Annotated in this window: 17 protein-coding genes; 15 read left to right on the forward strand and 2 right to left on the reverse strand. The window is 72.3% G+C overall.

All coding sequences use genetic code 11. The features are described 5' to 3' along the window. The first annotated feature begins 127 nt into the window (after positions 1-127). The 10 genes from OHS17_RS24010 (at position 128) to OHS17_RS24055 (ending at position 14,930) form a co-directional block, all read left to right on the forward strand. On the forward strand, positions 128-2,302 hold the full coding sequence (locus OHS17_RS24010; protein ID WP_330313822.1) for a putative bifunctional diguanylate cyclase/phosphodiesterase: 2,175 nt from the start codon (positions 128-130) through the stop codon (positions 2,300-2,302). An 87-nt stretch (positions 2,303-2,389) separates the two neighbouring features. Continuing rightward, complete coding sequence (gatC, locus tag OHS17_RS24015; RefSeq protein WP_018102521.1) at positions 2,390-2,686, forward strand: Asp-tRNA(Asn)/Glu-tRNA(Gln) amidotransferase subunit GatC; 297 nt, start codon at positions 2,390-2,392, stop codon at positions 2,684-2,686. A gap of 5 nt (positions 2,687-2,691) precedes the next feature. Then, positions 2,692-4,194 (forward strand): Asp-tRNA(Asn)/Glu-tRNA(Gln) amidotransferase subunit GatA, encoded by a 1,503-nt coding sequence (gene gatA / locus OHS17_RS24020; protein ID WP_330313823.1) that lies wholly within the window; start codon positions 2,692-2,694, stop codon positions 4,192-4,194. Continuing rightward, positions 4,191-4,433 carry a hypothetical protein gene (locus OHS17_RS24025; RefSeq protein ID WP_026171438.1) on the forward strand — a complete coding sequence of 81 codons (243 nt, stop codon included), beginning with the start codon at positions 4,191-4,193 and terminating at the stop codon, positions 4,431-4,433. Before gatA ends, OHS17_RS24025 begins: the two co-directional genes overlap by 4 nt. 15 nt (positions 4,434-4,448) lie before the next feature. Then, entirely contained in the window at positions 4,449-5,957 is a 1,509-nt protein-coding gene (gene gatB, locus OHS17_RS24030) for an Asp-tRNA(Asn)/Glu-tRNA(Gln) amidotransferase subunit GatB (RefSeq protein ID WP_018102518.1), read from the forward strand. A gap of 186 nt (positions 5,958-6,143) precedes the next feature. Continuing rightward, on the forward strand, positions 6,144-8,252 hold the full coding sequence (locus OHS17_RS24035) for a phosphocholine-specific phospholipase C (RefSeq protein WP_330313824.1): 2,109 nt from the start codon (positions 6,144-6,146) through the stop codon (positions 8,250-8,252). Positions 8,253-8,437: 185 nt separating this feature from the next. After that, positions 8,438-10,651, forward strand: coding sequence for an MMPL family transporter (locus OHS17_RS24040; protein ID WP_330313825.1), 2,214 nt, complete (start codon positions 8,438-8,440; stop codon positions 10,649-10,651). 64 nt (positions 10,652-10,715) lie between these two features. Beyond that, complete coding sequence (locus OHS17_RS24045) at positions 10,716-11,318, forward strand: hypothetical protein (RefSeq protein ID WP_330313826.1); 603 nt, start codon at positions 10,716-10,718, stop codon at positions 11,316-11,318. Between the two features lie 216 nt (positions 11,319-11,534). Further along, positions 11,535-11,726, forward strand: a complete 192-nt coding sequence (locus tag OHS17_RS24050) for a hypothetical protein (RefSeq protein WP_161211986.1) — start codon at positions 11,535-11,537, stop codon at positions 11,724-11,726. 75 nt (positions 11,727-11,801) lie between these two features. Then, positions 11,802-14,930 carry a helix-turn-helix transcriptional regulator gene (locus OHS17_RS24055; protein WP_330313827.1) on the forward strand — a complete coding sequence of 1,043 codons (3,129 nt, stop codon included), beginning with the start codon at positions 11,802-11,804 and terminating at the stop codon, positions 14,928-14,930. A 12-nt stretch (positions 14,931-14,942) separates the two neighbouring features. Here the strand turns inward: OHS17_RS24055 and OHS17_RS24060 are convergent, their stop codons facing one another. Continuing rightward, on the reverse strand, positions 14,943-16,124 hold the full coding sequence (locus OHS17_RS24060; protein ID WP_330315338.1) for a PQQ-dependent sugar dehydrogenase: 1,182 nt from the start codon (positions 16,122-16,124) through the stop codon (positions 14,943-14,945). A 371-nt stretch (positions 16,125-16,495) separates the two neighbouring features. Then, positions 16,496-17,452, reverse strand: coding sequence for an aldo/keto reductase (locus OHS17_RS24065; protein WP_164629678.1), 957 nt, complete (start codon positions 17,450-17,452; stop codon positions 16,496-16,498). Between the two features lie 109 nt (positions 17,453-17,561). Here OHS17_RS24065 and OHS17_RS24070 point away from each other — a divergent pair, with 109 nt between their 5' ends. From OHS17_RS24070 to ilvC, 5 genes are all read left to right on the forward strand, one after another. Then, positions 17,562-18,524 carry a 2-hydroxyacid dehydrogenase gene (locus OHS17_RS24070; protein ID WP_330313828.1) on the forward strand — a complete coding sequence of 321 codons (963 nt, stop codon included), beginning with the start codon at positions 17,562-17,564 and terminating at the stop codon, positions 18,522-18,524. Positions 18,525-18,817: 293 nt separating this feature from the next. Then, entirely contained in the window at positions 18,818-21,661 is a 2,844-nt protein-coding gene (locus OHS17_RS24075) for a putative bifunctional diguanylate cyclase/phosphodiesterase (RefSeq protein WP_330313829.1), read from the forward strand. Between the two features lie 216 nt (positions 21,662-21,877). Continuing rightward, positions 21,878-23,734, forward strand: coding sequence for an acetolactate synthase large subunit (locus OHS17_RS24080; RefSeq protein ID WP_330313830.1), 1,857 nt, complete (start codon positions 21,878-21,880; stop codon positions 23,732-23,734). 22 nt (positions 23,735-23,756) lie between these two features. After that, on the forward strand, positions 23,757-24,284 hold the full coding sequence (ilvN, locus tag OHS17_RS24085) for an acetolactate synthase small subunit (RefSeq protein WP_327370018.1): 528 nt from the start codon (positions 23,757-23,759) through the stop codon (positions 24,282-24,284). Between the two features lie 106 nt (positions 24,285-24,390). Then, the gene (gene ilvC / locus OHS17_RS24090) at positions 24,391-25,392 is read left to right on the forward strand and encodes a ketol-acid reductoisomerase (protein ID WP_018102506.1); all 1,002 of its coding nucleotides are present in this window, start codon (positions 24,391-24,393) and stop codon (positions 25,390-25,392) included. Positions 25,393-25,429 lie beyond the last annotated feature (37 nt).

The following is a 25,429-nucleotide window of genomic DNA, read 5'->3' on the forward strand; positions in this document are numbered from 1 at the left end:
AGCCCTCCGCGGCCTACTGTGGTCAGACACGCCCTCGAACCTGGCCACCGGGCGGGGCCGGGGTGCGTCGTGGCACGGCACGCATTCATCGGGTGACATCGGCATCGCCGGCTGTGAGAGGGACGGAATGAAACCGACCGAGAGCGCCGCACCGGTGGCGCGGCTGCAAGGTTTCGTGGGACCCGCGCCCAAAGTGGGCGCCGTCGTGGTGGCCCTGGCCACGATCCAGCTCGCGACCGGCTTCTCCCGCGCCCTCGGCCAGGGGCGCGCCCTCTTCCCGGACGGCCGGGCCGGCTGGTCGCTGGCCGTGCTCACCGGCATCGTCGTCGGCCACCTCGTCGCCCTCGGCCGCGACCGCTGGTGGGGCGGCACCGGCTCCGGCGCCGCCCTCACCCTGGCCGTCCTGCTGCTGTACGGCTGGGTGCCCGCCGGACTGGTCAGCCTCGTCGTGGTCGTCCTCGTCGGCGTCGCCCGCAGACACCGCTGGTGGCAGGGGCTGCTGCACGGCGCCGTGGACATCCTCGGGGTCGGGGCGGCGGCCCTGGTGCTCGCCGCGTTCGGCGAGGTGCAGTCCGTCGAGACGCCGTGGCGGCCACTCGACTGGGGCATCGACGCCGTCCCGGAAGTCCTGCTCGCCGCCTCCACGTATCTGCTCGTCACCCGGGTCCTGCTGTGGTACTCGCGGGCCCAGCCCGGCGGCGGCCTGCCCACCGTCGCCCGCACCGCGATGCTCCGTCAGGGCCTCGTCGCGGTCGCCCTGCTCGGCATCGCCCCGCTGATCTGCGTCGTCGCGATGGCCCGGCCGGTCCTGCTGCCGCTCTTCGCGGTGCCGCTGATCGCGCTCGACTCCACGCTGTGGATCGCCCGCGCCCGCGCCGAGGAGCAGCTGAAGGACCCGCTGACCGGGCTGCCCAACCGCCAGTGGCTGCTGGAGCGGACCTGGACCGCGCTGGAGGAGGCGGAGGGCGTCGGCAGCCGGGTCGCCCTGGTCCTCATCGACCTCGACCGCTTCCGGGCCGTCAACGACACCCTGGGCCACCTGGCCGGCGACCGGCTGCTGCTCCAGATCGCGGAACGGCTCCGGCTCGCCCTGCCGCGCGGCGCGGAGGCGGCCCGGCTCGGCGGCGACGAGTTCGCGGTCCTGCTGCCCACCGCCGACTCCACCACCAGCGCCCAGCGCGTCGCCCGCCACCTGGTCGCCGAGCTGTCGTCCCCGCTGGACCTGGACGGGCTGACCCTGGTCCTGGAGGCCAGCGCGGGCGTCGCCGTCTTCCCGGACCACGCGATGGACGCGGAGGGGCTGCTGCGCCGCGCCGACGTGGCGATGTACCAGGCCAAGCGGGACCGCACCGGCGTGGAGGTGTACGAGTCCAAGCGCGACAGCAACACTCCGGACCGGCTCGGCCTCCTCGGCGACCTGCGCCGCGCGCTGGACGCGGGCGAGGTGGAGCTGCACTACCAGCCCAAGGTCCGCTTCGACGGCCAGGTGGCCGGCCTGGAGGCGCTGGTGCGCTGGGTGCACCCGGAGCGCGGCAGAGTGCCCCCGGACGAGTTCATCGCCATCGCGGAGTCCTCCGGGCTGATGCCGCACCTCACCGAGTACGTCCTGGAGACGGCGCTCGCCCAGGTCGCCCGGTGGCGGGCCCAGGGCCTCTTCGTCCCGGTCGCCGTCAACGTGTCGCCGCGCGATGTGCACACCCCCGGGTTCGCGGGCGGCGTCGCGGCCCGGCTCGCCCGGCACGGCGTCCCGGCGGGAGCGCTCCAGCTGGAGATAACGGAACACGTGCTCCTGGAGGACCCGCAGCGGGCGGCGGACACGCTCGCCGGGCTGACCGGGCACGGCGTGAAGATGTCCCTGGACGACTTCGGCACCGGGTACTCGTCGCTGGTCCACCTGCGCCGGCTGCCGGTCAGCGAGCTGAAGATCGACCGCTCCTTCGTGGCCCGGCTCGCCATCGACCACGAGGACGCGGAAATCGTCCGCTGCACCATCGACCTGGCCCACTCGCTCGGCCTGCTGGTCGTGGCGGAGGGCGTCGAGGACGACGAGACCTGGGAGCGGCTGCGGGACCTGCGGTGCGACGCGGTCCAGGGCTGGCTGGTGGCGGCCGCGATGCCGCCCCAGGAGACCACCGCCTGGCTGCGGGCCCGGGGCGAGCACGGCTGGCGCCGCCCGGCGGAGCTGGCCGCCGCGGCGGGGGCGGCCCCGGCGGCCTCCGCCACGACGCCCACGGCCCCGGCGGCCGAGCTGGAACAGCGCCCCTCCGGCCGCACGTCGGGCCCGCGCCCGGCGACGACGTAGCGGGCTCCCGTAAACCGTGTCCTCAGCCGTGCGGCCGACCCCATAGGATTGGGCGAAAACCACACACCAACCCCTGAGGATCGCTGCATGCCTGGCATCACGCGCGAGGAGGTCGCCCACCTCGCCCGGCTGGCGCGTCTGGAGCTGAAGGGCGAAGAGCTCGATCACTTCGCCGGACAGCTCGACGACATCATCGGCGCGGTCGCCCGCGTCTCCGAGGTAGCCGACCAAGACGTACCGCCGACCTCCCACCCGCTGCCGCTGACGAACGTCATGCGGGCGGACGTCGTCCGTCCGTCTCTCACCCCCGAGCAGGCGCTCTCCGGCGCCCCGGCCCAGGAGCAGCAGCGTTTCAAGGTGCCGCAGATCCTGGGGGAGGACTGACAGCCATGACGGACATCAGCAGCATCATCAAGCTCACCGCGGCCGAGATCGCCGCGAAGATCGCCTCCGGCGAGCTCACCGCCGTCCAGGTCACCGAGGCCCACCTCGCGCGGATCGACGCCGTGGACGAGAAGGTGCACGCCTTCCTGCACGTCGACCGCGAGGGCGCGCTCGCCCAGGCCCGTGCCGTGGACGCCAAGAAGGCGGCCGGCGAGAAGCTGGGCCCGCTGGCCGGCGTCCCGCTCGCGCTCAAGGACATCTTCACCACGAAGGACATGCCGACCACCGTCGGCTCGAAGATCCTCGAGGGCTGGGTCCCGCCGTACGACGCGACCCTCACGCGGAAGCTGAAGGCCGCCGACGTGGTCATCCTCGGCAAGACCAACATGGACGAGTTCGCCATGGGGTCCTCCACCGAGAACAGCGCCTACGGCCCGACCGGTAACCCCTGGGACCTCACCCGCATCCCGGGCGGCTCCGGCGGCGGCTCCTCGGCCGCCCTCGCCTCCTTCGAGGCCCCGCTCGCCATCGGCACGGACACCGGCGGCTCCATCCGCCAGCCCGCCGCCGTCACCGGCACGGTCGGCGTCAAGCCCACCTACGGCGGGGTCTCCCGCTACGGCATGGTCGCCTTCTCGTCCTCCCTCGACCAGGGCGGCCCCTGCGCCCGCACGGTCCTGGACGCGGCCCTGCTGCACGAGGCGATCGCCGGGCACGACCCGATGGACTCGACGTCGATCGACGCGCCGGTGCCGCCGGTCGTGGAGGCCGCGCGCAACGGTTCCGTCCAGGGCATGCGCGTCGGTGTCGTCAAGCAGTTCTCCGGCGAGGGCTACCAGGCCGGGGTCGTCCAGCGCTTCAACGAGTCGGTCGAGCTGCTGAAGTCGCTCGGCGCCACGGTCGTGGAGCTGGACTGCCCGACGTTCGACCTGGCCCTTTCGGCGTACTACCTGATCGCGCCGTCCGAGTGCTCCTCGAACCTCGCCCGGTTCGACGCCATGCGCTACGGCCTGCGCGTCGGGGACGACGGCACGAAGTCCGCCGAGGACGTCACCGCGCTCACCCGCGAGGCCGGCTTCGGCGACGAGGTCAAGCGCCGCATCATCCTCGGTACGTACGCGCTCAGCTCCGGCTACTACGACGCGTACTACGGCTCCGCGCAGAAGGTCCGTACGCTGATCACGCGCGAGTTCGAGCAGGCGTTCGGGCAGGTCGACGTGATCGTCTCGCCGACCACGCCCACCACCGCCTTCCCGATCGGCGAGCGCGCCGACGACCCGATGGCGATGTACCTGGCCGACCTGTGCACCATCCCGACCAACCTCGCCGGCAACGCCGCCATGTCGCTGCCCTGCGGCCTGGCCCCCGAGGACGGCCTGCCCGTCGGGCTCCAGATCATCGCCCCCGCGATGAAGGACGACCGGCTGTACAAGGTCGGAGCCGCCGTCGAGGCCGCTTTCGTGGAAAAGTGGGGACACCCGCTGCTCGAGGAGGCTCCGTCGCTATGAGTGCCATGACCAAGAAGGCCAAGAACTTCAAGAAGTCGAAGACCGGGCTGTACGTGTCCATGGGCACCACCGCCTTCGGTGCGCTGAGCGTCGCCAAGCAGGCGAAGATGGCCCGCTCGGACAACGACACGCTGCGCCTCATCGACGCCGCCGTGTCCGCCGCGGCGATCGTGACCGGCCTCGCGATCCTCTATCGCGAACTGAAGCGTCTCGGCGACGACGACGTACTGCTGGGCTGAGAGGGAAAGTTTTCCGTGACTGTCATCGACCTGGAGTCGTACGAGGACGCCCTCGCGACGTACGACCCCGTCATGGGCCTTGAGGTCCATGTGGAGCTCGGCACCAAGACGAAGATGTTCTGCGGCTGCTCCACGGAGCTGGGGCAGGACGCCAACACGCAGACCTGCCCGGTCTGCCTCGGGCTGCCCGGCGCGCTGCCGGTCGTCAACGAGATCGGCGTGGAGTCCGCGATCAAGATCGGCCTCGCGCTGAACTGCGAGATCGCCGAGTGGTGCCGCTTCGCCCGGAAGAACTACTTCTATCCGGACATGCCGAAGAACTTCCAGACCTCCCAGTACGACGAGCCGATCGCCTTCAACGGCTATCTGGACGTCCAGCTGGAGGACGGCGAGGTCTTCCGGGTGCAGATCGAACGCGCCCACATGGAGGAGGACACCGGCAAGTCGACGCACGTCGGCGGCGCCACCGGCCGTATCCACGGCGCGTCCCACTCCCTGCTCGACTACAACCGCGCGGGCATCCCGCTCATCGAGATCGTCACCAAGCCGATCGAGGGAGCGGGCGCACGGGCCCCCGAGGTCGCCCGGGCGTACGTCGCCGAGCTGCGCGAGCTCATCAAGGCGCTCGGCGTCTCCGAGGCCCGCATGGAGATGGGCCAGATGCGCTGCGACGTCAACCTGTCGCTGCGCCCCAACGGCACCGAGACGTTCGGTACCCGCTCCGAGACGAAGAACGTGAACTCGCTGCGTTCCGTCGAGCGCGCCGCCCGCTTCGAGATCCAGCGCCACGCCGCGGTGCTGAACTCGGGCGGGACGATCGTGCAGGAGACCCGGCACTTCCACGAGGAGGACGGCTCCACCACGGCCGGCCGCATCAAGGACAACGCCGAGGACTACCGCTACTTCCCCGAGCCCGATCTCGTGCCGGTCGCCCCGGCCCGCGAGTGGGTCGAGGAGCTGCGCAAGGGCCTCCCCGAGCTGCCGCGGCTCCGCCGCGCCCGGCTCAAGGAGGAGTGGGGCGTCTCCGAGCACGACATGCAGTCCATCCTCAACGCGGGCGCGGTCGACCTGATCGTCGCCACGACCGAGGCGGGCGCCCCGTCGGACCAGGCCCGCAAGTGGTGGATGGGCGAGCTGGCCCGCAACGCCAACGAGACCGGCCGCGGCCTGGACGAGCTGCCCGTCACCCCGGCGCAGGTCGCCCGGGTCGCCGAGCTCGTCGCCGCGGGCGACCTCAACGACAAGCTGGCCCGCCAGGTCCTGGAGGGCGTGCTCGCCGGCGAGGGCGACCCGGACACCGTGGTCGAGAAGCGCGGCCTGAAGGTCGTCTCGGACGAGGGCGCGCTGTCCACCGCCGTGGACGAGGCCATCGCGGGCAACGCCGCCATCGCGGACAAGATCCGCGGCGGCAAGGTCGCGGCGGCCGGCGCGCTGGTCGGCGCGGTCATGAAGGCGACCCGGGGCCAGGCGGACGCGGCCCGCGTCCGCGAGCTGATCCTGGAGAAGCTGGGCGTCGAGGGCTGAGCCCTTCCCGTACGGCCCTGAGGGGCGGTGTTCCCGGTCTCCGGACTCGGAACACCGCCCCTCAGGCGTGTTTGGACTTTCGGGCGGACCTGTTGGACGTTCACCACCGGTCCGCGCGCAGTCCTTCCCCGCGCCACCCGGCCTGCATAGCTTCCCGGCTGTAACCACCGGAATGGGGAGGCTCTTTTGACCACGGACATGTCACGGCGTCGGCTCTTCGCCCTGGGCGGCGGCGCGCTCGGCGTCGCTGCGGCGGGATCGTTCCTGCCGCCGTCGCTCCAGGCCGCCATCGCCGCGCAGCCCGCCCACGCGGGGCCCGGTGGCGGAGGGCTGAGGGACATCAGGCACGTGGTGATCCTGATGCAGGAGAACCGTTCTTTCGACCATTACTTCGGCACCCTGCGCGGCGTACGCGGCTTCGGGGACCGCAACGCCGTCGAACTGCCCACCGGCACGACGGTGTTCGAGCAGCCCGGCGCGGCCGGCTCCACCGTGCTGCCCTTCCCGGTGCGCGGCGCGGCCGAGGAGCAGAAGAAGGACCTCCAGTACATCGGCGCCCTCGACCACTCCTGGAACGGCGGCGCGAAGGCCTGGGGCGGCGGCTGGATGAACGGCTGGATCAGCGCCAAGACCGCGGCCACGATGGCGTACTACGACCGCCGCGACATCCCGCTGCACTACGAGCTGGCCGACACCTTCACCGTCTGCGACGCGTACCACTCCTCGATCCACAGCTCCACCAGCCCCAACCGCAACCATCTGTGGAGCGGGAAGACCGGCTTCGAGCCGAACGGGAACCGGGCCGTCGGGAACGACGCCTACGACGAGGGCACGCACCCCGGCTACGACTGGTCCACCTATGCCGAGCGGCTGGAGAAGGCCGGGCGCAGCTGGCGTACGTACACCGAGTGGGAGAACTTCACCGACAACCAGATCGAGTTCTACGCCACCTTCAAGGCCGTCGCCCGCAAGGCCCTGGCGAAGACCGGCGGCCACACCTACATGGAGTCCTTCTACGCGCAGGTCCGGGGCGCCTCCGAGGCCGAACGGGAGCGGCTGCTCGGGCTCCTGGAGCAGGGCGTGGCCACCCTCACCCGGCAGGAGCGCAGCCTGTTCGAGCGGGCGCTGCGCCGGGTGCCGACCGGGACGCTGGCCGAGGAGTTCGCCAAGGACGTGGCGGCCGGCAAGCTGCCCGAGGTCTCCTACCTGGTCCCGTCGGCCATCGACTCCGAGCACCCGAGCGTCTCCTCGCCCGTGCACAGCGCCACCGTCGTCTACAAGATCCTCGACGCGCTCGGCAAGCATCCGGACGTCTGGCGGCACACCGCCGTGCTGATCAACTACGACGAGAACGACGGCTTCTTCGACCACGTCCCGCCGCCCGTCGCGCCGCCCGGCGTGACCGACGAGCAGTGGGAGGGTCGCCCGACCGGCCTCGGTATCCGGGTGCCGATGCTCGTCGTCTCGCCGTGGACCGTGGGCGGCTACGTCTGCTCCGAGGTCTTCGACCACACCTCCGTCATCCGCTTCCTGGAGCGCTGGACGGGCGTCGAGGAGCCCAACATCAGCGACTGGCGGCGCCGTGTCACCGGCGACCTCACCTCCGCGTTCGACTTCACCCGGCAGCGGCGGCAGCCGGCCGTGGAGCGTCCCGGGGCGATCCCGCCGCTCAGCGGCCGCTGGCAGCCCAAGCCGCCCGCCGTCCAGCGTCTGCCCGAGCAGGAGCCCGGCGTGCGCCCGGCGCGCCCGCTGCCGTACCAGCCCGACGCCCAGGTCCGGCGGACCGGCGGCGGTCTGCGGGTGGAGCTCGCCAACAGCGGCAAGGCGTCGGCGCACTTCGCGCTGTACCCGTACGCGGGTGAGTTCCCGGCCCCGCAGCACCAGGACGTCCGGGGCGAGGGGCACTGGACCGTTCCGGGGACGGGCGGGGCATACCGCTTCACGGTCACCGGGCCGAACGGCTTCCGCCGCGAGTTCGAGGGACCGGCCGACGGCGGCGCGGAGGTCACCACCCGCGTCGACGGCCGCGACCGCGATCTGCACCTCACCCTGCGCAACAACGGCCGCCGGACCCTGACCTTCCTGGTGCGGCCGCTCGGTTACGTGGACGAGGCCGACCTGAGGGGCTGGACCCGCCGCGTCACCGTCAAGCCGGGCCGCGACCGTACGGTCGTGCACTCGGCGGCCGACGCGCACGGCTGGTACGACCTGGCGGTCACGGCCGAGGGCGAGAGCGGCTTCCGGCGACGGCTGATGGGGCACATCGAGAACGGCCGGGCGAGCGTCTCCGGCTGACCCGCCGGTCGCGGGGCCTGATCCATCCCGGTGCGGCTCGGGATCAGGCCCTGTGACCATGGCCACGAAAGGGACAAAGGATCATCTTCTGCTGTCAGAGTGGCGTTCTCAGGTCATGAGACGTTTACGGGCAGATCACATTATCTGCGGTTAAAGGTCCACGAACCCGCAGGGAGCACGTCCCCTTGGCTGCCATCGCTCGCTGGTGCGTCACGCACCGCCTCATCGCCGTCCTGATCTGGCTGCTCGCCCTCGGGGGCACGGCCGCCGCCGCGGCGTTCGCGGGGTCCGCGTACACCAACGACTACGAGGCACCCGGCACCGAGTCCGGGCAGGCCGCCGAGCTGTTGAAGAGCGGGTTCACCGATCTCGGCGGGGACACCGACACCATCGTCTGGCACACAGCGGACTCCACGGTCCGGGCCACCGACGTCGAGCAGAAGATGACCCGCACCCTGCACGCCGTGGAGCGGCTGCCCGGGGTCGGGGCCGTCGACAGCCCCTACACGGAGACCGGGGCCGCGCAGATCAGCACCGACGGGCACACCGCGTACGCCACCGTCACCTTCGACCAGCGCGCCGACGACGTGCCCGTGGCGCAGGCGCGGGCGGTCGTGGACACCGCGAAGGCGGCCGAGAGCCCGCATCTGCGCGTCGAACTCGGCGGCCAGGCCGTCGGGCTCACCGAGGCGCACGCCGCGCATCTCAGCGAGGTCATCGGGGTCGCCGTCGCGGCCGTCGTGCTCTTCCTCGCCTTCGGCTCCCTCGCCGCGAGCCTGCTGCCCATCTCCACGGCCCTCGTCTCGGTCGGCACCGCGTACGCGGGCATCGTGCTCCTCGGACACCTGATGACCGTCGCCGACTTCGCGCCCATGCTCGGCATGCTGATAGGGCTCGGCGTGGGCATCGACTACGCCCTGTTCATCGTCACCCGGCACCGCAGAGGGCTGCGGCGCGGCATGACCGTGCCCGAGGCCGCGCAGCACGCGGTGGCGACGACCGGGCGGGCCGTGGTCTTCGCCGGGGCCACCGTCTGCATCGCGCTCCTCGGCATGCTGATCCTCCGGCTGAGCTTCCTCAACGGCGTGGCCATCGCCGCCTCGCTCACCGTCGTCCTGACCGTGGCCGCGTCGGTGACCCTGCTGCCGGCCCTCCTCTCCCTCATCGGACTGCGGGCGCTCAGCCGGCGCGAACGGGCCCGGCTCGCCGAACACGGGCCGCAGCCAGAGCCGCCCACCGGTTTCGCCGCCCGCTGGTCCGCCTTCGTGGAGCGGCACCCCAAGCTCCTGGGCGCCGTGGCCGCCGTGGTGATGCTGGTCCTCGCGCTGCCTACCTTCTCGCTCCACCTCGGCAGCTCCGACCAGGGCAACAACGCGGAGTCCGCCACCACCCGGCAGGCGTACGACCTGCTCGCCGACGGCTTCGGCCCGGGCGTCAACGGACCGCTGACCGTCGCCGCGCACCTCGACGGCGCCGACGACCGGCTCGCGATGGACGCCCTGCCCGCCACCCTGCGCACGGTCGACGGGGTGGCGTGGGCCCACCCGGTCACGTACAACGCGGCGGGCGACACCGCGTACGTCACCGTCGTCCCCGACTCCGCCCCGCAGTCCCGCGCGACCAGCGACCTCGTGGAGCGGCTGCGCACGGACGTGCTGCCTAAGGCGGCCGACAACACCTCGCTGGAGACCCATGTCGGCGGGGTGACGGCCAGCTACGACGACTTCGCGCAGATCATCATCGGCAAGCTGCCGCTGTTCATCGGCGTCGTCATAGGACTGGGCTGCCTGCTCCTGCTGCTGGCCTTCCGGTCCGTCGGCATCCCGCTGAAGGCGGCGGCGATGAACGTCGCGGCGGTCGCCTCGTCGTTCGGCGTCGTCGTCGCGATCTTCCAGTGGGGCTGGGGCAGCGAACTGCTGGGCCTCGGCAGCCCGGGCCCCATCGAACCCTTCCTGCCCGTGATCATGGTCTCGGTGCTCTTCGGCCTCTCCATGGACTACCAGGTCTTCCTGGTCGGCCGGATGTACGAGGAGTGGCTGGAGACCCGCGACAACCGGCGCGCGGTCCGGGTGGGCCTCGCCGAGACCAGCCGGGTGATCAACTCGGCCGCTGTGATCATGATCTCGGTGTTCCTCGCCTTCGTCCTCAGCGGCGACCGCGTCATCGCGATGTTCGGCATCGCCCTCGCGGCGGCCGTGGCCCTGGACGCCTTCGTCCTGCGCACCCTGCTCGTCCCGGCCCTCATGCACCTGCTCGGCGGCGCCAACTGGTGGCTCCCCGGCTGGCTGGAGCGCCGCCTGCCCCGCCTCAGCATCGAACCGCCGGACCGCCCGGTGGTGCGGATGCCGGTGCCAGGGGTGCGGACGTACGAGGACGAGCCGGCCGAGCGCGTCCACTGACCGCCCGCCGGGGTGACGGTGGGCGTTAAGAGGCCTCTCATCTGCGGCACCTAGCGTGCGCCGCATGAACCCCACCACGCCCGAAGCCGTCGCCGACGGCGAGAAGACGACCGACGAGACGACCGAGACCACGAAGACGACGGAGAGCACCGACCGCGCCGTCGCGGAGAACCCGGAGCCGCGGGACCAGGACGAGACGGGCCCGGTGGACCAGCCGGAGGCCGTCGAGGAGACCGACGACGACACCGACGCCGACGAGGCCACCTCCGGGCGGCTCGCCGCCGCCTCCGCGGCCGTCGTCTCCGCCGGACTCGGCGTCGTCGGCCTCACCGGTGCCTGGACCGGCCGGGTCGCCGCCGAGCGCGAGACCCTGATCGGGCAGATCAAGACCTCGTCCGGCGGCTCGGCGGCCCAGCAGATCAACGAGATCTACGGCGACGCCTGGCACTCCACCGCCCTCGTCAACGGCCTCTTCGGCCTCCTCGCCCTGCTGGTCGGCGCCTACGTGCTGGTCCGGCCCGCGTTCGGCGCCCCGGCCCGGCAGCCGCAGGCCGGCTGGGTCCGCGCCGTCGCCCGGGGCGGCATCGCCCTCGGCACCCTCGGCGTACTGATCTCCACAGCCATGTACTTCGACCTCATCGTCGCCCTGCCCACCGCGGGCGGCTAGGACGGTTCCGGGGCTCCGGAGCCCCGGACTAAGGCATGTCCGGACCGTTTCGCCGGTCCTAGGGGTGGTAAGGCCCCGGACCTAAGGCGCCCGTACGCCACAGATGCGGAACACGCCCGATGTGGCGCACCCCCCTGGGGGACGAGAGTGGTGGCACGGCAGAGGAACTGCCGCCACCGAGGCCCGCAAGGGCCCTCACCCCAGGGGGACAATCCCATGTTCGAGTACGAACTCCACAAGGTCATGCACGCCGAACTCCTGCGCCGCGCCGACCTCCAGCGCCTCGCCGGCGAAGCGACCCGGGCCCGCCGGGTCACGCGCCGAGCCGCCCGCCGGACCGCGCGCCAGGAGGCGGAGGGGCCGGTGAGTACCGGCGGCGTCCGGGACCGGTTCACGCACGCCGCGTAAGGCGCGGCGGTGGACCGGGGCCGGGGGCCTCTCGGCCCGCGGCTAATTCCGTCCGCGGTGTCGGACCCGTGTGCGATGCTCGCCCACGTGGAGACCAGGTCAGTCAGCCCCGTGTTCGTCGGCCGCACCGGCGAACTCAACTCGCTCACCGGCGCGCTCACCCGCGCCACCAAGGAACCCTCCGGCACCGCCGGAGGGTTCTTCGGCGCGCCCCAGGCCCTGCTCATCGGCGGCGAGGCCGGCGTCGGCAAGACCCGCCTCGTGGAGGAGTTCCTGGCCGTCGCGGCCCGCCGCGACACCGTCGTCGCCGTCGGCGGCTGCGTCGAGATCGGCGCCGAGGGCCTGCCGTACGCCCCCTTCTCCACCGCCCTGCGCGCCCTGCGCCGCGCCCTGCCCGAGGAGATGGCCGCCGCCTGCGCCGGCCAGGAGGGCGAACTGGCCCGGCTGCTCCCCGAGCTCGGCGAGACCGGCCGTGACGGCAACGACGAGCTCGGCACCGCCCGCCTCTTCGAACTGACCGTTCGCCTCCTGGAACGCATCTCGGCCGACCGGCCCGTCGTCCTCGTCCTGGAGGACCTGCACTGGGCGGACTCCTCCACCCGCCACCTCCTCGCCTACCTCTTCCGGACCCTGCGCAGCGGCCGCCTCGTCGTCGTCGGCACCTACCGCGCCGACGACATCCATCGCCGCCACCCGCTGCGCCCCCTCCTCGCGGAGATCGACCGGCTGCGCACCGTCCGCCGCATCGAGCTCTCCCGGTTCACCCGCTCCGAGGTCCGCCGCCAGCTGGCCGGCATTCTCGCGGACACCCCCGATCCCGCCCTGGTGGACGAGATATTCGAGCGCTCCGACGGCAACGCCTTCTTCGTGGAGGAGCTGGCCTGCATCCTGGAGTGCGGCGACGGGGACGGCGACGGCCTGCCCGAATCGCTCCGCGACCTCCTCCTCGTCCGCGTCGAGGCCCTGTCCGCCGACGCCCAGAAGGTCGCCCGGATCGTCGCCGAGGGCGGCTCCGCCGTCGAGTACGAACTGCTCGCCGCCGTCGCCGGACTCGGCGAGGACGACCTCATCGCGGCGCTGCGCACCGCCGTCGGCGCCAACCTGCTCCTGACCACCCCCGAGGGCGACGGCTACCGCTTCCGCCACTCCCTGGTCCGCGAGGCCGTCAGCGACGACCTGCTCCCCGGCGAGCGCTCGCGCCTCAACCGCCGGTACGCGGAGGCCCTGGAGGCCGACCCGGCTCTCGTCCCCGACGACGAGCGCGCGACCCGCCTGGCCAGCTACTGGTACGGCGCGCACGACGCCGCCAAGGCGCTGCCCGCCGTCCTCAAGGCATCGGTCCGGGCCCGCCGCCGCAACGCCTACGCCGAACAGCTGCGCCTCCTGGAACGCGCCCTCGAACTGTGGGACGACGCCCCCGAGGACGTCCGCCGCACCCTGCGCCCCATCGACTACGCCGAGGTCTACCCGACCTGCGGGCGGGACGCCTCGACCCCGCTGACCTACCTCGACCTGATGGCCGAGGCCACCGTCGCCGCCCGCCTCGGCGGGGAGCGCGAACGGGCCTTCGCCATCTGCAAGAAGGCCCTGCGCATCCTGGAGGGCGAGGACGACGCGCTGCGCGCCGCCTGGTTCTGGGTCCAGCGCTCCCGCCTCGTCCAGGACCTCACGCGCGGCGACGGCTGGGAGGAGCTGGCCACCGCCGAGCGGCTGGTCCGGGGCCTGCCCCCGTCGAAGGTGCACGCGTTCGTCCTGATGCTGGTGGCCGGCTGGGGCGCCCTGCACCGCCCCGGCGCCGAGACCCTGGCCGCCGCCGAACGCGCCGTGGAGTACGCCCAGCTCGTCGGCGACGAGTACATCGGGCTGCACGCCCGGCTCACCCGGGGCTGGCTCAACGCGGACGCGGGCGCCGTGGACGAGGGCATAGCCGAGATGTACACCGTGCGCGACCGGGCCGACGAGCTGGGCCTCATCGACATCATGGGCCGGGCCAGCATCAACCTGCCCTCCACGCTGGAGGCCATGGGCCGCTCCCTGGAAGCGGTGGCCGCCGCCGACCACGGCATCCGCATCTGCCACGAGCACGGCGTCGCGGACATGGAGGCGTGGGTCCGTACCAACCAGGCGATGTCCCTGTTCTCGCTGGGCCGCTGGGACGAGGCCGCGGCCACCACGGAGGCCGCCGCCCGCAAGTCGCTGTCCCGCAAGTCGCAGGGGCTGGTCGCCTCGCGCCGCACCGAACTCGCCGTCGCCCGGGGCGACCTCGCCGAGGCCGAACGGCAACTCGCGCTGACCCGGCGCTGCTTCGGCTCCAGCGACCCCCAGCCCCAGCACTTCATCAACCCGGTGCGCCACACCATCCAGATCGCCGTGATGCAGGGCCGGCTGCCCGAGGCGCGCGCCGCCTTCGAGGCGCAGGCCGAGGAGAGCTTCCCCACCGGCACCCAGCGCTACGCCTTCCCCATGCTGCACGCCGTCGCGGCGGCCGAGGCCGACGCCCGGGGCCTGCCCGCCACCGAACCGGGCCGCCCCGCCGTCCTCGATCTGGTCCGGAGCCACCTCAAGCGGCTGCCGGTCCTCGTCCCCGTCTGGTCCGCCTACGCCCTCCTGGTCGAGGCGGAGCTGGCCAGGGCCGAGGGCACCGACACCCCGGACCACTGGGAGGGCGCCGCCCGGGCGTTCACCCCGCTGCACCGCCCGTACGAGCTGGCGCAGATCCACCACCGCTGGGCGGAGGCCCTGCTTGTCGCCTCCGGTGACCGGGCCACCGCCACCGGCCTGCTGCGCGACGCGCACACCACCGCTGTCCGGCTCGGGGCCCGCCCGCTCGCCGAGACCGTCGAGCTGCTGGCCGGCCGCGCCCGCATCGCCCTGGCCGGTGCGGGCGGCGAGGCCGAGGAGATCCCGGCCGCGATCCTCGTCCCGGACGGGCCCGGGCCCGCCCGCGACCCCTCGGAGGAGCAGCTGCGGGCCGCCGCGGCCGCCGTGGAGTCCTTCGGACTGACCCCGCGCGAGCAGGACGTCCACCGGCTGGTCGCGGCGGGCCTCACCAACCGCCGGATCGCCGAGGAGCTGTACATCTCGCCGAAGACCGCGAGCGTCCACGTCTCCAACATCCTGGCCAAGCTGGGCGTGACCGGCCGCGGCGAGGCGGCGGCCCTGGCCCACCGGCTGCGGCTCTACCCGGTGCCGGAGCAGCGGTGAGGCGTCCGGCGGCTATGTGACCTGCACCAGCAGGATCCTGTCGTCGCCCGGCTTCGGCGTCCCCCGGCTGTCCGTCTCGCTCGTGACCAGCCACAGCTTGTCGCCGCCCGCCGCGAGCACCGTGCGCAGCCGCCCGTACTCGCCCTCCAGGAAGGCCTGCGGGTCCGCCAGCGGCTCCTTGGCGGCCCCGTCCTCGCGGGAGAGCGGGACGCGCCACAGCCGTTCGCCCCGCAGACCGGCCATCCAGATGGAGCCCTTGACGTACGCGATGCCGCTCGGCGACGCCTCGGAGGTCTTCCACTGGGCGACCGGGTCCCGGAAGCCCTCCTTGTGCGCGGTGCCCTCGACGTCCGGCCAGCCGTAGTTGCCGCCCGGCTCGATCAGGTTCAGCTCGTCCCAGGTGTCCTGGCCGAACTCGGAGGCCCACAGCCGCTTCTCCGCGTCCCAGGCGAGGCCCTGGACGTTGCGGTGCCCGTACGAATACACCACGGAGTCGGCCTGCGGGTTGCCGTGCAGCGGCTCGCCATCGGGCGTCATCCGCAGGATCTTGCCCGCCAGGGACTCCTTGTCCTGGGCGCGGCCGTCGTCGCCCGTCTCGCCGGTGCCCGCGTACAGCGCGCGGTCGGGGCCGAAGGCGATCCGGCCGCCGTTGTGGATCTGGCCCTTGGGGATGCCGCGCAGGATGGTGTCCGGGGCGCCGAGCAGCCGGCCGGGTGAGCCGTTCTCGTCGTAGATCATGCGGGCGATGCGGTTGTCCGACGCGGTGGTGAAGTACGCGTACACCTGGTGGTCCGTGCCGAAGTCGGGCGATACGGCGAGGCCGAGCAGGCCACCCTCACCGGCCGGGGCGACCCCGGGGACCGTGCCGAGGAGCTTCTTCTTGCCGGTCTTCGCGTCGATCCGGGTGATCGTGCCCTTGTCCCGGGAGCCCACCAGGAGGTCGCCGCCGGGGAGCGCGGCCAGCCCCCACGGGGAGTTCAGCCCCTCGGTGAGCGTCGAGACCACCTTCGCCGAGCCCTTGGCGGGGGGCTGGTCGGCCGGGGGGAGCGAGGCGGACGGCGACGGGGAGGGCGACTTGGCGGCCGAAGCGGTGGGGGAGTGCGCCGGAGAGCTCGCGCCCGCCGGACTCCCCGTGCCCCCCTCGGAGCTGCACCCGGCGGCCATCAGCAGGGCGCCTGCCGCCAGCACCGCCACCGCGCCCCGCCGCGCCCCCGGGCCGCCCCGGCCGTGCCCCGTAAGCCTCTCGGGCCCCTGCACTGATCCCAACACCACACCTGTCCCTTCAACGGCCGCCTGTCCCCTGTTCTTACACCGACCCGGCGGGGACCGGGGCGCTTTCCGGTCCGGTGACCGGCGCGCGCCTAGGGGGTGTCTTGCCGATCATGGCCGGGTCCGCGACGCCTGGCACGGCACCTCGCGGCGTTGCCGAAACGCCCCAATAGCTCCTTCCCCGAGCTCTCAACTCCGTTCGAGCAGGGGAGACCCCAGCCGAGACGCTCCGGCGCCTTGCGATGCACCGCACCAGACGCCGCGGCCTGATCCGACCCTGATCGACAAGACACCCCCTAGTCCCAGGACTCGCGCGGCGCCGGCAGCCGGTCGATCTCCGCCAGGTCCCGTTCCGTCAGGGTCAGCCCGGCCGCGCCCGCGTTCTCCACCGCCCAGTCCGCCCGCTTCGTGCCGGGCACCGGCACCACCTGGGGCCCCTGGTGCAGCACCCAGGCCAGGGCCACCTGCGCGGGCGTCGCCCCGTGCCGCTCGGCGACCCGGCGCAGCCCCACCACCAACGGCTGGTTCGCCGCCATCATCTCGGCCGTGAACCGGGGGTGCCGGGCCCGCAGGTCCTCCGGCTCGAACCCCTGGCCCGGCGTCAGCGTGCCCGTCAGGAAACCGTTGCCCAGCGGCATCGCGGCCAGGAAGCCGACGCCCCGGTCCGCGCACCACGGCAGCAGCGACTCCAGCGCCTGCGGCGACCACACCGAGAGCTCCGCCTGCACCGCGCTGACCGGGAAGACCTGCTGCACCCGCTCCAGCTGCCGGATCGTTCCGTCATGCATCCGGGCACCCGGCCGCCGGGACGCCCGCGCACCGACCGCGCACAGCCCCAGCGCCCGCACCTTGCCCGCGCCCACCAGCTCCGCCATCGCGCCCCAGGTCTCCTCGACGGGCACCTCGGGGTCGGCGCGGTGGAGCTGGTAGAGGTCGATCACATCCGTCTGGAGCCGCCGAAGCGAGGCGTCGCAGGCCCTGCGCACGTAACCCGGCCTGCCGTTGGCCACGATGTGCTGATCGCCCACCAGGAGCCCGCACTTGGTGGACACGAACGCCTCCGCGCGCCGCCCCTTGAGGGCCCGCCCCACCAGCAGCTCATTGGTGAAGGGGCCGTACATGTCGGCGGTGTCGAGCAGATCGACGCCCGCGTCCAGCGCCGCGTGCACCGCCCGCAGCGCACGGTCGCCCCGCTGCTGCGAGGCGCTGTACGCCCAGCTCATCGGCATGCAGCCGAGACCGACCGCACCCACGGCGAGCGCCGCCGCACCGAGACTCCTGCGCTCCAACTCCCGAACCCCTCCTCGCACCGCCAACAACCTAACCTCTGCGTCCCGGAGGGCTTCGCATAGCCTCCTGACCATGACTTCCACCACGCATTCCGCCCCCGCCCCCGAGGTCTGGCTGCCCCTCCCGGCCGACGAGATCGAGGGGCTTCCCGAGGGCCTGACGTACCACTTCTGGGACGGCGGGAAGGACTACCCGGCCGACCCCGCCGACTGCGCCTACTACGTCGTCCCCTACATGAAGGGCATGGAGGTCGCGGTCCGCCCGCTCGGCGCCATGAGCCGCGTCCAGGTCGTGCAGACGCTGTCGGCGGGCACCGACCACGTCGAGCCGGGCCTCGCCGGACTGCACGCGGGCGTCAGTGTCTGCAACGCCAAGGGTGTCCACGAGGCGTCCACCGCCGAGCTGACCCTCGCCCTGATCCTGGCCTCGCTGCGCGGGTTCCCCGGCTTCGTGCACGGCCAGGACAAGGAGGAGTGGCGGTCCGGCTTCTACCCTGCGCTCGCCGACAAGTCCGTGCTGATCGTGGGCTACGGATCGATCGGCTCGGCCATCGAGGACCGGCTCGCGCCGTTCGAGTGCGCGCGGGTCGCGCGGGTCGCGCGCTCCGCACGGACAACCGCACGCGGCCCCGTACACACACTCGGCGACCTCCCGGCCCTGCTGCCCGAGGCCGATGTGGTCATCCTCTCCACCCCGTTGAACCCCTCCACGCAGGGGCTGGCGGGCGCGGACTTCCTCGCCGCGATGCGCGACGGGGCGCTTCTGGTGAACGTCGCGCGGGGCGGAGTGGTCGACACCAAGGCCCTGTTGACCGAACTCGAGTCCGGCAGGCTGCGCGCCGCCCTCGACGTCACCGACCCGGAACCGCTGCCTTCCGGCCATCCCCTCTGGCATGCTCCGAACGTCCTCATCACCCCGCACGTCGGCGGCAGCACCTCCGCGTTCCTGCCGCGCGCCAAGCGGCTGATCGCCGGACAGCTCACCCGCTTCGCCGCGGGGCAGCCGCTGGAGAACGTCGTACGCACCACCGGCTGACCACGCAACGGGCACGTCCGGTTCCCCTCCGGGGCCACAACACCGCAGGTCGTCACGGAGAGTAGAGGAACTATGTCCCTGAGTGACGAGTCTGGTGTATCGTCCCGAAAGGGGTGTCGCGCCGTGGCAGGGACGGCGCCGGGGAGCCAGCCACACGCGAGGGGGCGACGGGCGATGGACGGCCGATGGGCGAACGATCCGACACGACAGGGCCGGCGACGGCGCGCGGAGGGACCGGTGAGCCGGTGGCGCAGCCGGCCGGGGACCTCGGGAGGGCCGCGGTGAGCGCCCCGGTGAGCACCCGCGGAGCGTTCCTCGCCCGGCAGTCCGGGGCGGGCCGCACCTCCGCGCTGCTCCCGCAGCTCGCCCTCGGCCTCGTCTGCGGCGGCTACGCGGTGGGCGCGGCCACCGGCTGGGGCTCGGCCCAGCTCGCCCTGTTCATGGGGGACTTCGGCCTCAGCGCCGCCGCGCTCGCCGCCGCCGTCTCCTGCTTCCTCTTCGCCCGCGTCGCCGATGCGCGATTCCGCCCGGCCTGGCTGCTGTTCGCGCTCTCCTCGCTGATGGCCTCCGGCGGCAACGCCGTCTGGGGCTGGTACGAGTGCGTGCGCGCGGTCCGGGTCCCGAGCCCGTCCCTCGCCGACGTCTTCTTCCTCTGCTTCGCGCCGCCCGCCATCGTCGGACTCCTCGTCCTCGCCAAGCGGCCCGTCACCCGCGCCGGCTGGGTCTGCCTGGCCCTCGACTCCTGGCTGATCGGCGGCTCGCTGCTCACCCTGTCCTGGAGCCTCGCCCTCGCCCACACCGCGCACGTCGCGGACATCGAGGGCGACAGTGTGGCCCGCGCCGCTCTCTCGCTGGCCTACCCGCTGCTCGACATCGTGCTCGTCTCGATGGTCCTCGCCCTGCACTTCCGGCGCTCCAGCGTCAACCGCGCCGCGGTGAACACCGCCATCGCCGCGCTCGCCCTGACCGTGCTCTGCGACGCCCTGTTCACCTCACCGCTGCTCCGCCAGACCTACCACTCCGGCCAGTTGCTCGACGCCGGCTGGTTCGCCGGCTCGCTGCTCCTCGCGTACGCCCCCTGGGGCGCCGCGCGCGACGTGGACAACGCTGTCCAGGCCGAGGAGGAGCGCGCGGACGCGGCCGCCCCGGGCGCCGCCGGCCGCCCCATCGCCGGCTCACTGGCCGCGCTGACCCCGTATCTCGCCGCGGCCGTCTGCACCCTGGGCATCCTGTACAACGTGATCGAGGGCCGCCGGGTGGACCGCGTCGTCGTCCTCACCGGGTGCACGGTGGTCCTCGCCCTCGTCGTCCGCCAGGGCATCATGCTCCTCGACAACATCGCCCTCACCCAGGAACTGGCCCAGAAGGAGAACCACTTCCGCTCCCTGGTGCAGGGCTCCAGCGACGTCATCATGATCGCCGCCCCCAGCGGCGTCCTGCGTTACGTCAGCCCCGCCGCCGCCGGTGTCTACGGGCGCGACGCGGACGAGCTGGTCGGAGCCGAGCTGTCCTCGATCATCCACCCCGACGACCTCGGCCGGGTCGTCCACGAGGTCCGCCGCTTCCTCGCCGCCGCGCCCGGTGAGGAGCCCGCCACCCGCATCGAGTGCCGCTTCCGGTCCGGCTCGGGCGACTGGCTCAACGTCGAGTCCACGGTGAACCGCCACCAGGGCGGCCTGATCCTCAACAGCCGGGACGTCACCGAACGCGTCCGCCTCCAGGCCCAGTTGCAGCACAACGCCGAGCACGACCCGCTCACCGACCTGCCCAACCGGGCCCTGTTCACCTCCCGGGTCCGCCAGGCGCTCTCCGGCCGCCGCGCCGGGGACGCGGGCACCGCCGTCCTCTTCATCGACCTGGACGGCTTCAAGGCGGCCAACGACCGGCTCGGCCACCAGGCGGGCGACGAACTGCTCGTCCAGGCCGCCCGCCGCCTCCACGAGTCCGTCCGCTCCGGGGACACCGCCGCCCGCCTCGGGGGCGACGAGTTCGCCGCCCTCATCGTCGGCGACGCCGGCCGCGAGCAGGACGCCCGCGAGTGCCAGGTCCACGAGATCGCCGACCGGCTGCGCCTCACGCTCTCCGAGCCCTACCGCGTCGGCGACGGAGAGGTCCGGGTCACCGCCTCCATCGGCGTCGCCTTCGCCGAGCCCGGCATCACCCCCAACGACCTCATGCGCAACGCGGACCTCGCCATGTACCGCGCCAAGGCCGGCGGCAAGAACCGCGTCGAGCTGTACGCCCCGCAGATGCAGGCCGACGTGGTCCGCCGCTCCGAGCTGGCGACCCGGCTGCGCGGCGCCCTGCGCGACGGCGAGTTCGCGCTCCTCCACCAGCCCGTGGTGCACCTCGCCACCGGCCGGGTCGCCGCCGTCGCCGCCCAGGCCCGCTGGCGCTCCGCCCAGGGCATCCTGTTCACGCCCGCCGAGTTCCTGCGGATCTCCGAGGACGGCGACCGTACCGCCGAGCTGGGCCGCTGGCTCCTCGAAGAGGCCGTCGAGCAGGCCGCCGACCGGGCCAGGGCGGGCCACCGGACGGCGGTGTCCGTCCGCCTCCCGGCCCGCCGGCTGCTCGACCGGAGCTTCCCGGCCGGCTCCGTCGAGGCGCTGCTCACGCGCCACGGGCTGCCCTCCGGGGCGCTCATGATCGAGGTCGCGGACAGCGATCCCCGGGTCCCCTTCGAGGACCTGGAACAGCGGCTGGCCGCGCTGCGCCGGCTGGGCGTCCGGATCGCGCTCGACGGCTTCGGCAGCGGCTACGCCGCGATCAACGCCCTGCGTCGCCTCCCCATCGACGTGCTCAAGCTGGACCGGGGCCTGGTGGAGGGCGTCGTGGAGTCGGCCCGGCTGCACAAGATCACCAGCGGGCTGCTCAGGATCGCCTGCGACCTCGGCATGCAGTCCGTGGCCGACGGGGTCGACGTCCCGGAGCAGGTCCTCGCCCTGCGCGCCATGGGCTGTACGCACGGCCAGGGCGCGGCCTTCTCGGGGCCGCTGGACGAGTACCGGCTGCGCCGCGCCCTGGTCCGGGCGACGTTCCCGGTGCCCGCCGGGGTGCCCGCGCAGAAGGTGCTCACGGGCGGCGCGTTCCCGTCGCTCAGCCGTTCACATGATGAGACACCCGTCCCACCCACTTGACACTCCGCGTGCGTCGGAGAGAGGGTCAATGCCATGCGCACCCGAATTCTCGTACTTGGAAAGCGCGTCGGCTGAAGCAGGGTCCCTCCATGACACTCTGCGGACCGCACCGGCGCGCTCCCCTCGCTTGCCTCACGGCACGAGGGGTTTTTTGTTGCACCGGACCAGGCAAAACGTCGTAAAACACTCGCAAAAAACCTCAGCTTCGAGAAGAGAATGCCGATGACCGAGCAGGCCACCGGGGCCCACCATCCCCAGCCGCGGGCCCGTACCGGCGGATCGCCCTCCGCCACCGTTGAGCACGTCACGGGTGCGCAGTCCCTCATCCGCTCCCTCGAAGAGGTGGGCGCCGACACGGTATTCGGTCTTCCCGGCGGCTGCATTCTCCCGGCGTACGACCCGCTGATGGACTCCACCCGGGTCCGCCACATCCTGGTCCGCCACGAGCAGGGAGCGGGCCACGCGGCCACCGGCTATGCCCAGGCCACCGGCAAGGTCGGCGTCTGCATGGTCACCTCGGGCCCCGGCGCCACCAATCTCGTCACCCCGATCGCCGACGCGGCCATGGACTCCGTGCCGATGGTCGCGATCACCGGTCAGGTGGCCTCCAGCGCCATCGGTACGGACGCGTTCCAGGAAGCCGACATCTGCGGCATCACCATGCCGATCACGAAGCACAACTTCCTGGTCACCCGCGCCGAGGACATCGCCCACACGATCGCCGAGGCCTTCCACATCGCCTCCACCGGCCGCCCGGGCCCGGTCCTGGTCGACATCGCCAAGGACGCGCTCCAGTCGAAGACCACCTTCAGCTGGCCGCCGGTCATGGACCTGCCCGGCTACCGCCCGGTGACCAAGCCGCACGCCAAGCAGATCCGCGAGGCCGCCAAGCTCATCACCCAGGCCAAGCGCCCGGTGCTCTACGTGGGCGGCGGCGTGATCAAGGCTGGGGCCACCGCCGAGCTCAAGGTGCTGGCCGAGCTGACCGGAGCGCCCGTCACCACCACCCTGATGGCGCTCGGCTCCTTCCCCGACAGCCACCCGCTGCACGTGGGAATGCCCGGGATGCACGGTGCGGTCACGGCCGTCACCGCGCTCCAGAAGGCCGACCTGATCGTCGCCCTCGGCGCCCGCTTCGACGACCGCGTCACCGGCAAGCTGGACAGCTTCGCCCCGTACGCCAAGATCGTCCACGCGGACATCGACCCGGCGGAGATCGGCAAGAACCGTGCCGCCGACGTGCCGATCGTGGGCGACGCCCGCGAGGTCATCGCCGACCTCGTCCAGGCCGTCCAGGCCGAGCACACCGAGGGCAACACCGGCGACTACAGCGCCTGGTGGAAGGACCTCAACCGCTGGCGCGAGACCTACCCGCTCGGCTACGACCTCCCCGAGGACGGCAGCCTCTCGCCGCAGCAGGTCATCCAGCGCATCGGTGAACTCGCCCCGCCGGACACGATCTTCGCCGCAGGCGTCGGCCAGCACCAGATGTGGGCCTCGCACTTCATCCAGTACGAGCGGCCCGCCACCTGGCTCAACTCCGGCGGCGCCGGGACCATGGGCTACGCGGTCCCGGCCGCGATGGGCGCCAAGGCCGGCATGCCCGACCGCACGGTCTGGGCGATCGACGGCGACGGCTGCTTCCAGATGACCAATCAGGAGCTCACCACCTGTGCCCTGAACAACATCCCGGTCAAGATCGCCATCATCAACAACGGCGCGCTCGGCATGGTCCGCCAGTGGCAGACCCTGTTCTACAACCAGCGGTACTCCAACACCGTGCTGCACGCGGGCCCGGACGGGGAGACCCCGCCCAACAAGGGCACCCGCATCCCGGACTTCGTGAAGCTCTCCGAGGCCATGGGCTGCTACGCGATCCGCTGCGAGGACCCGGCCGACCTGGACAAGGTCATCGCCGAGGCGAACGCGATCAACGACCGCCCGGTCGTCATCGACTTCATCGTCCACGAGGACGCCATGGTGTGGCCGATGGTCGCCGCCGGCACCTCCAACGACGAGGTCATGGCCGCCCGGGGCGTCCGCCCCGACTTCGGCGACAACGAAGACGACTGAGAGACAGAGAGAGACCGACTTCATGTCCACCAAGCACACGCTCTCCGTCCTGGTCGAGAACAAGCCCGGTGTCCTGGCCCGGATCACCGCCCTGTTCTCCCGCCGCGGCTTCAACATCGACTCGCTCGCGGTCGGCACCACCGAACACCCCGACATCTCGCGCATCACCATCGTCGTGAATGTCGAGGACCTGCCCCTGGAGCAGGTCACCAAGCAGCTCAACAAGCTGGTCAACGTCCTGAAGATCGTCGAACTCGAGCCGTCCGCTGCGATCCAGCGCGAGCTCGTCCTGGTGAAGGTCCGCGCCGACAGCGAGACCCGCTCCCAGATCGTCGAGATCGTCCAGCTGTTCCGCGCCAAGACCGTCGACGTCTCGCCTGAGGCCGTCACGATCGAGGCGACCGGTGGCGCCGACAAACTGGAGGCGATGCTCAAGATGCTGGAGCAGTACGGCATCAAGGAGCTCGTCCAGTCCGGCACCATCGCCATAGGGCGCGGCGCGCGCTCGATCACCGACCGGTCCCTGCGCGCCCTCGACCGCTCGGCGTGAAGCCGGAGGTCCCGCCGCCCCGCTCGTATGGCGAGACCCGAAAACGTATCTGACGCACCCCGCCGTACGGTGGGACGCAACACCTGCACACCAAGGAGAAGACCCAGTGGCCGAGCTGTTCTACGACGACGATGCCGACCTGTCCATCATCCAGGGCCGCAAGGTCGCGGTCATCGGCTACGGCAGCCAGGGCCACGCCCACGCGCTGTCGCTGCGTGACTCGGGTGTCGACGTCCGTGTCGGTCTGCACGAGGGTTCCAAGTCCAAGGCCAAGGCCGAGGAGCAGGGCCTGCGCGTGGTGACCCCGTCCGAGGCCGCCGCCGAGGCCGACGTCATCATGATCCTCGTCCCGGACCCGATCCAGGCCCAGGTCTACGAGGAGTCCATCAAGGACAACCTCAAGAAGGGCGACGCGCTGTTCTTCGGCCACGGCCTGAACATCCGCTTCGACTTCATCAAGCCGCCGGCCGACGTCGACGTCTGCATGGTCGCCCCCAAGGGCCCGGGCCACCTGGTCCGCCGCCAGTACGAGGAGGGCCGCGGCGTTCCGTGCATCGTGGCCGTCGAGCAGGACGCCTCGGGCAACGGCCTGGCGCTCGCCCTCTCGTACGCCAAGGGCATCGGCGGCACCCGTGCCGGCGTCATCAAGACGACCTTCACCGAGGAGACCGAGACCGACCTCTTCGGCGAGCAGGCCGTCCTCTGCGGTGGCACCGCCGCCCTGGTGAAGGCCGGTTTCGAGACCCTGACCGAGGCCGGTTACCAGCCGGAGATCGCGTACTTCGAGTGCCTGCACGAGCTGAAGCTCATCGTGGACCTCATGTACGAGGGCGGCCTGGAGAAGATGCGCTGGTCCATCTCGGAGACCGCCGAGTGGGGCGACTACGTCACCGGCCCGCGCATCATCACGGACGCCACCAAGGCCGAGATGAAGAAGGTTCTCGCCGAGATCCAGGACGGCACCTTCGCCAAGAACTGGATGGCCGAATACCACAACGGTCTGCCCAAGTACAACGAGTACAAGAAGGCCGACGAGAACCACCTCCTGGAGACCACCGGCCGTGAGCTGCGCAAGCTCATGAGCTGGGTCAACGACGAGGACGCGTAACACTCGAGCCCCGGGGGCGGGTCACCCCCGCCCCCGG

Source organism: Streptomyces sp. NBC_00523 (assembly GCF_036346615.1).
GTDB lineage: Bacteria > Actinomycetota > Actinomycetes > Streptomycetales > Streptomycetaceae > Streptomyces.

Coding starts and splice junctions, on each gene's coding strand:
- OHS17_RS24025 (WP_026171438.1), top strand. CDS start 4,191: ATGAGTGCCATGACCAAGAAGGCCAAGAACTTCAAGAAGTCGAAGACC.
- OHS17_RS24070 (WP_330313828.1), top strand. CDS start 17,562: ATGACTTCCACCACGCATTCCGCCCCCGCCCCCGAGGTCTGGCTGCCC.
- OHS17_RS24050 (WP_161211986.1), top strand. CDS start 11,535: ATGTTCGAGTACGAACTCCACAAGGTCATGCACGCCGAACTCCTGCGC.
- gatC (WP_018102521.1), top strand. CDS start 2,390: ATGCCTGGCATCACGCGCGAGGAGGTCGCCCACCTCGCCCGGCTGGCG.
- OHS17_RS24010 (WP_330313822.1), top strand. CDS start 128: ATGAAACCGACCGAGAGCGCCGCACCGGTGGCGCGGCTGCAAGGTTTC.
- OHS17_RS24055 (WP_330313827.1), top strand. CDS start 11,802: ATGCTCGCCCACGTGGAGACCAGGTCAGTCAGCCCCGTGTTCGTCGGC.
- ilvN (WP_327370018.1), top strand. CDS start 23,757: ATGTCCACCAAGCACACGCTCTCCGTCCTGGTCGAGAACAAGCCCGGT.
- OHS17_RS24080 (WP_330313830.1), top strand. CDS start 21,878: ATGCCGATGACCGAGCAGGCCACCGGGGCCCACCATCCCCAGCCGCGG.
- gatA (WP_330313823.1), top strand. CDS start 2,692: ATGACGGACATCAGCAGCATCATCAAGCTCACCGCGGCCGAGATCGCC.
- OHS17_RS24045 (WP_330313826.1), top strand. CDS start 10,716: ATGAACCCCACCACGCCCGAAGCCGTCGCCGACGGCGAGAAGACGACC.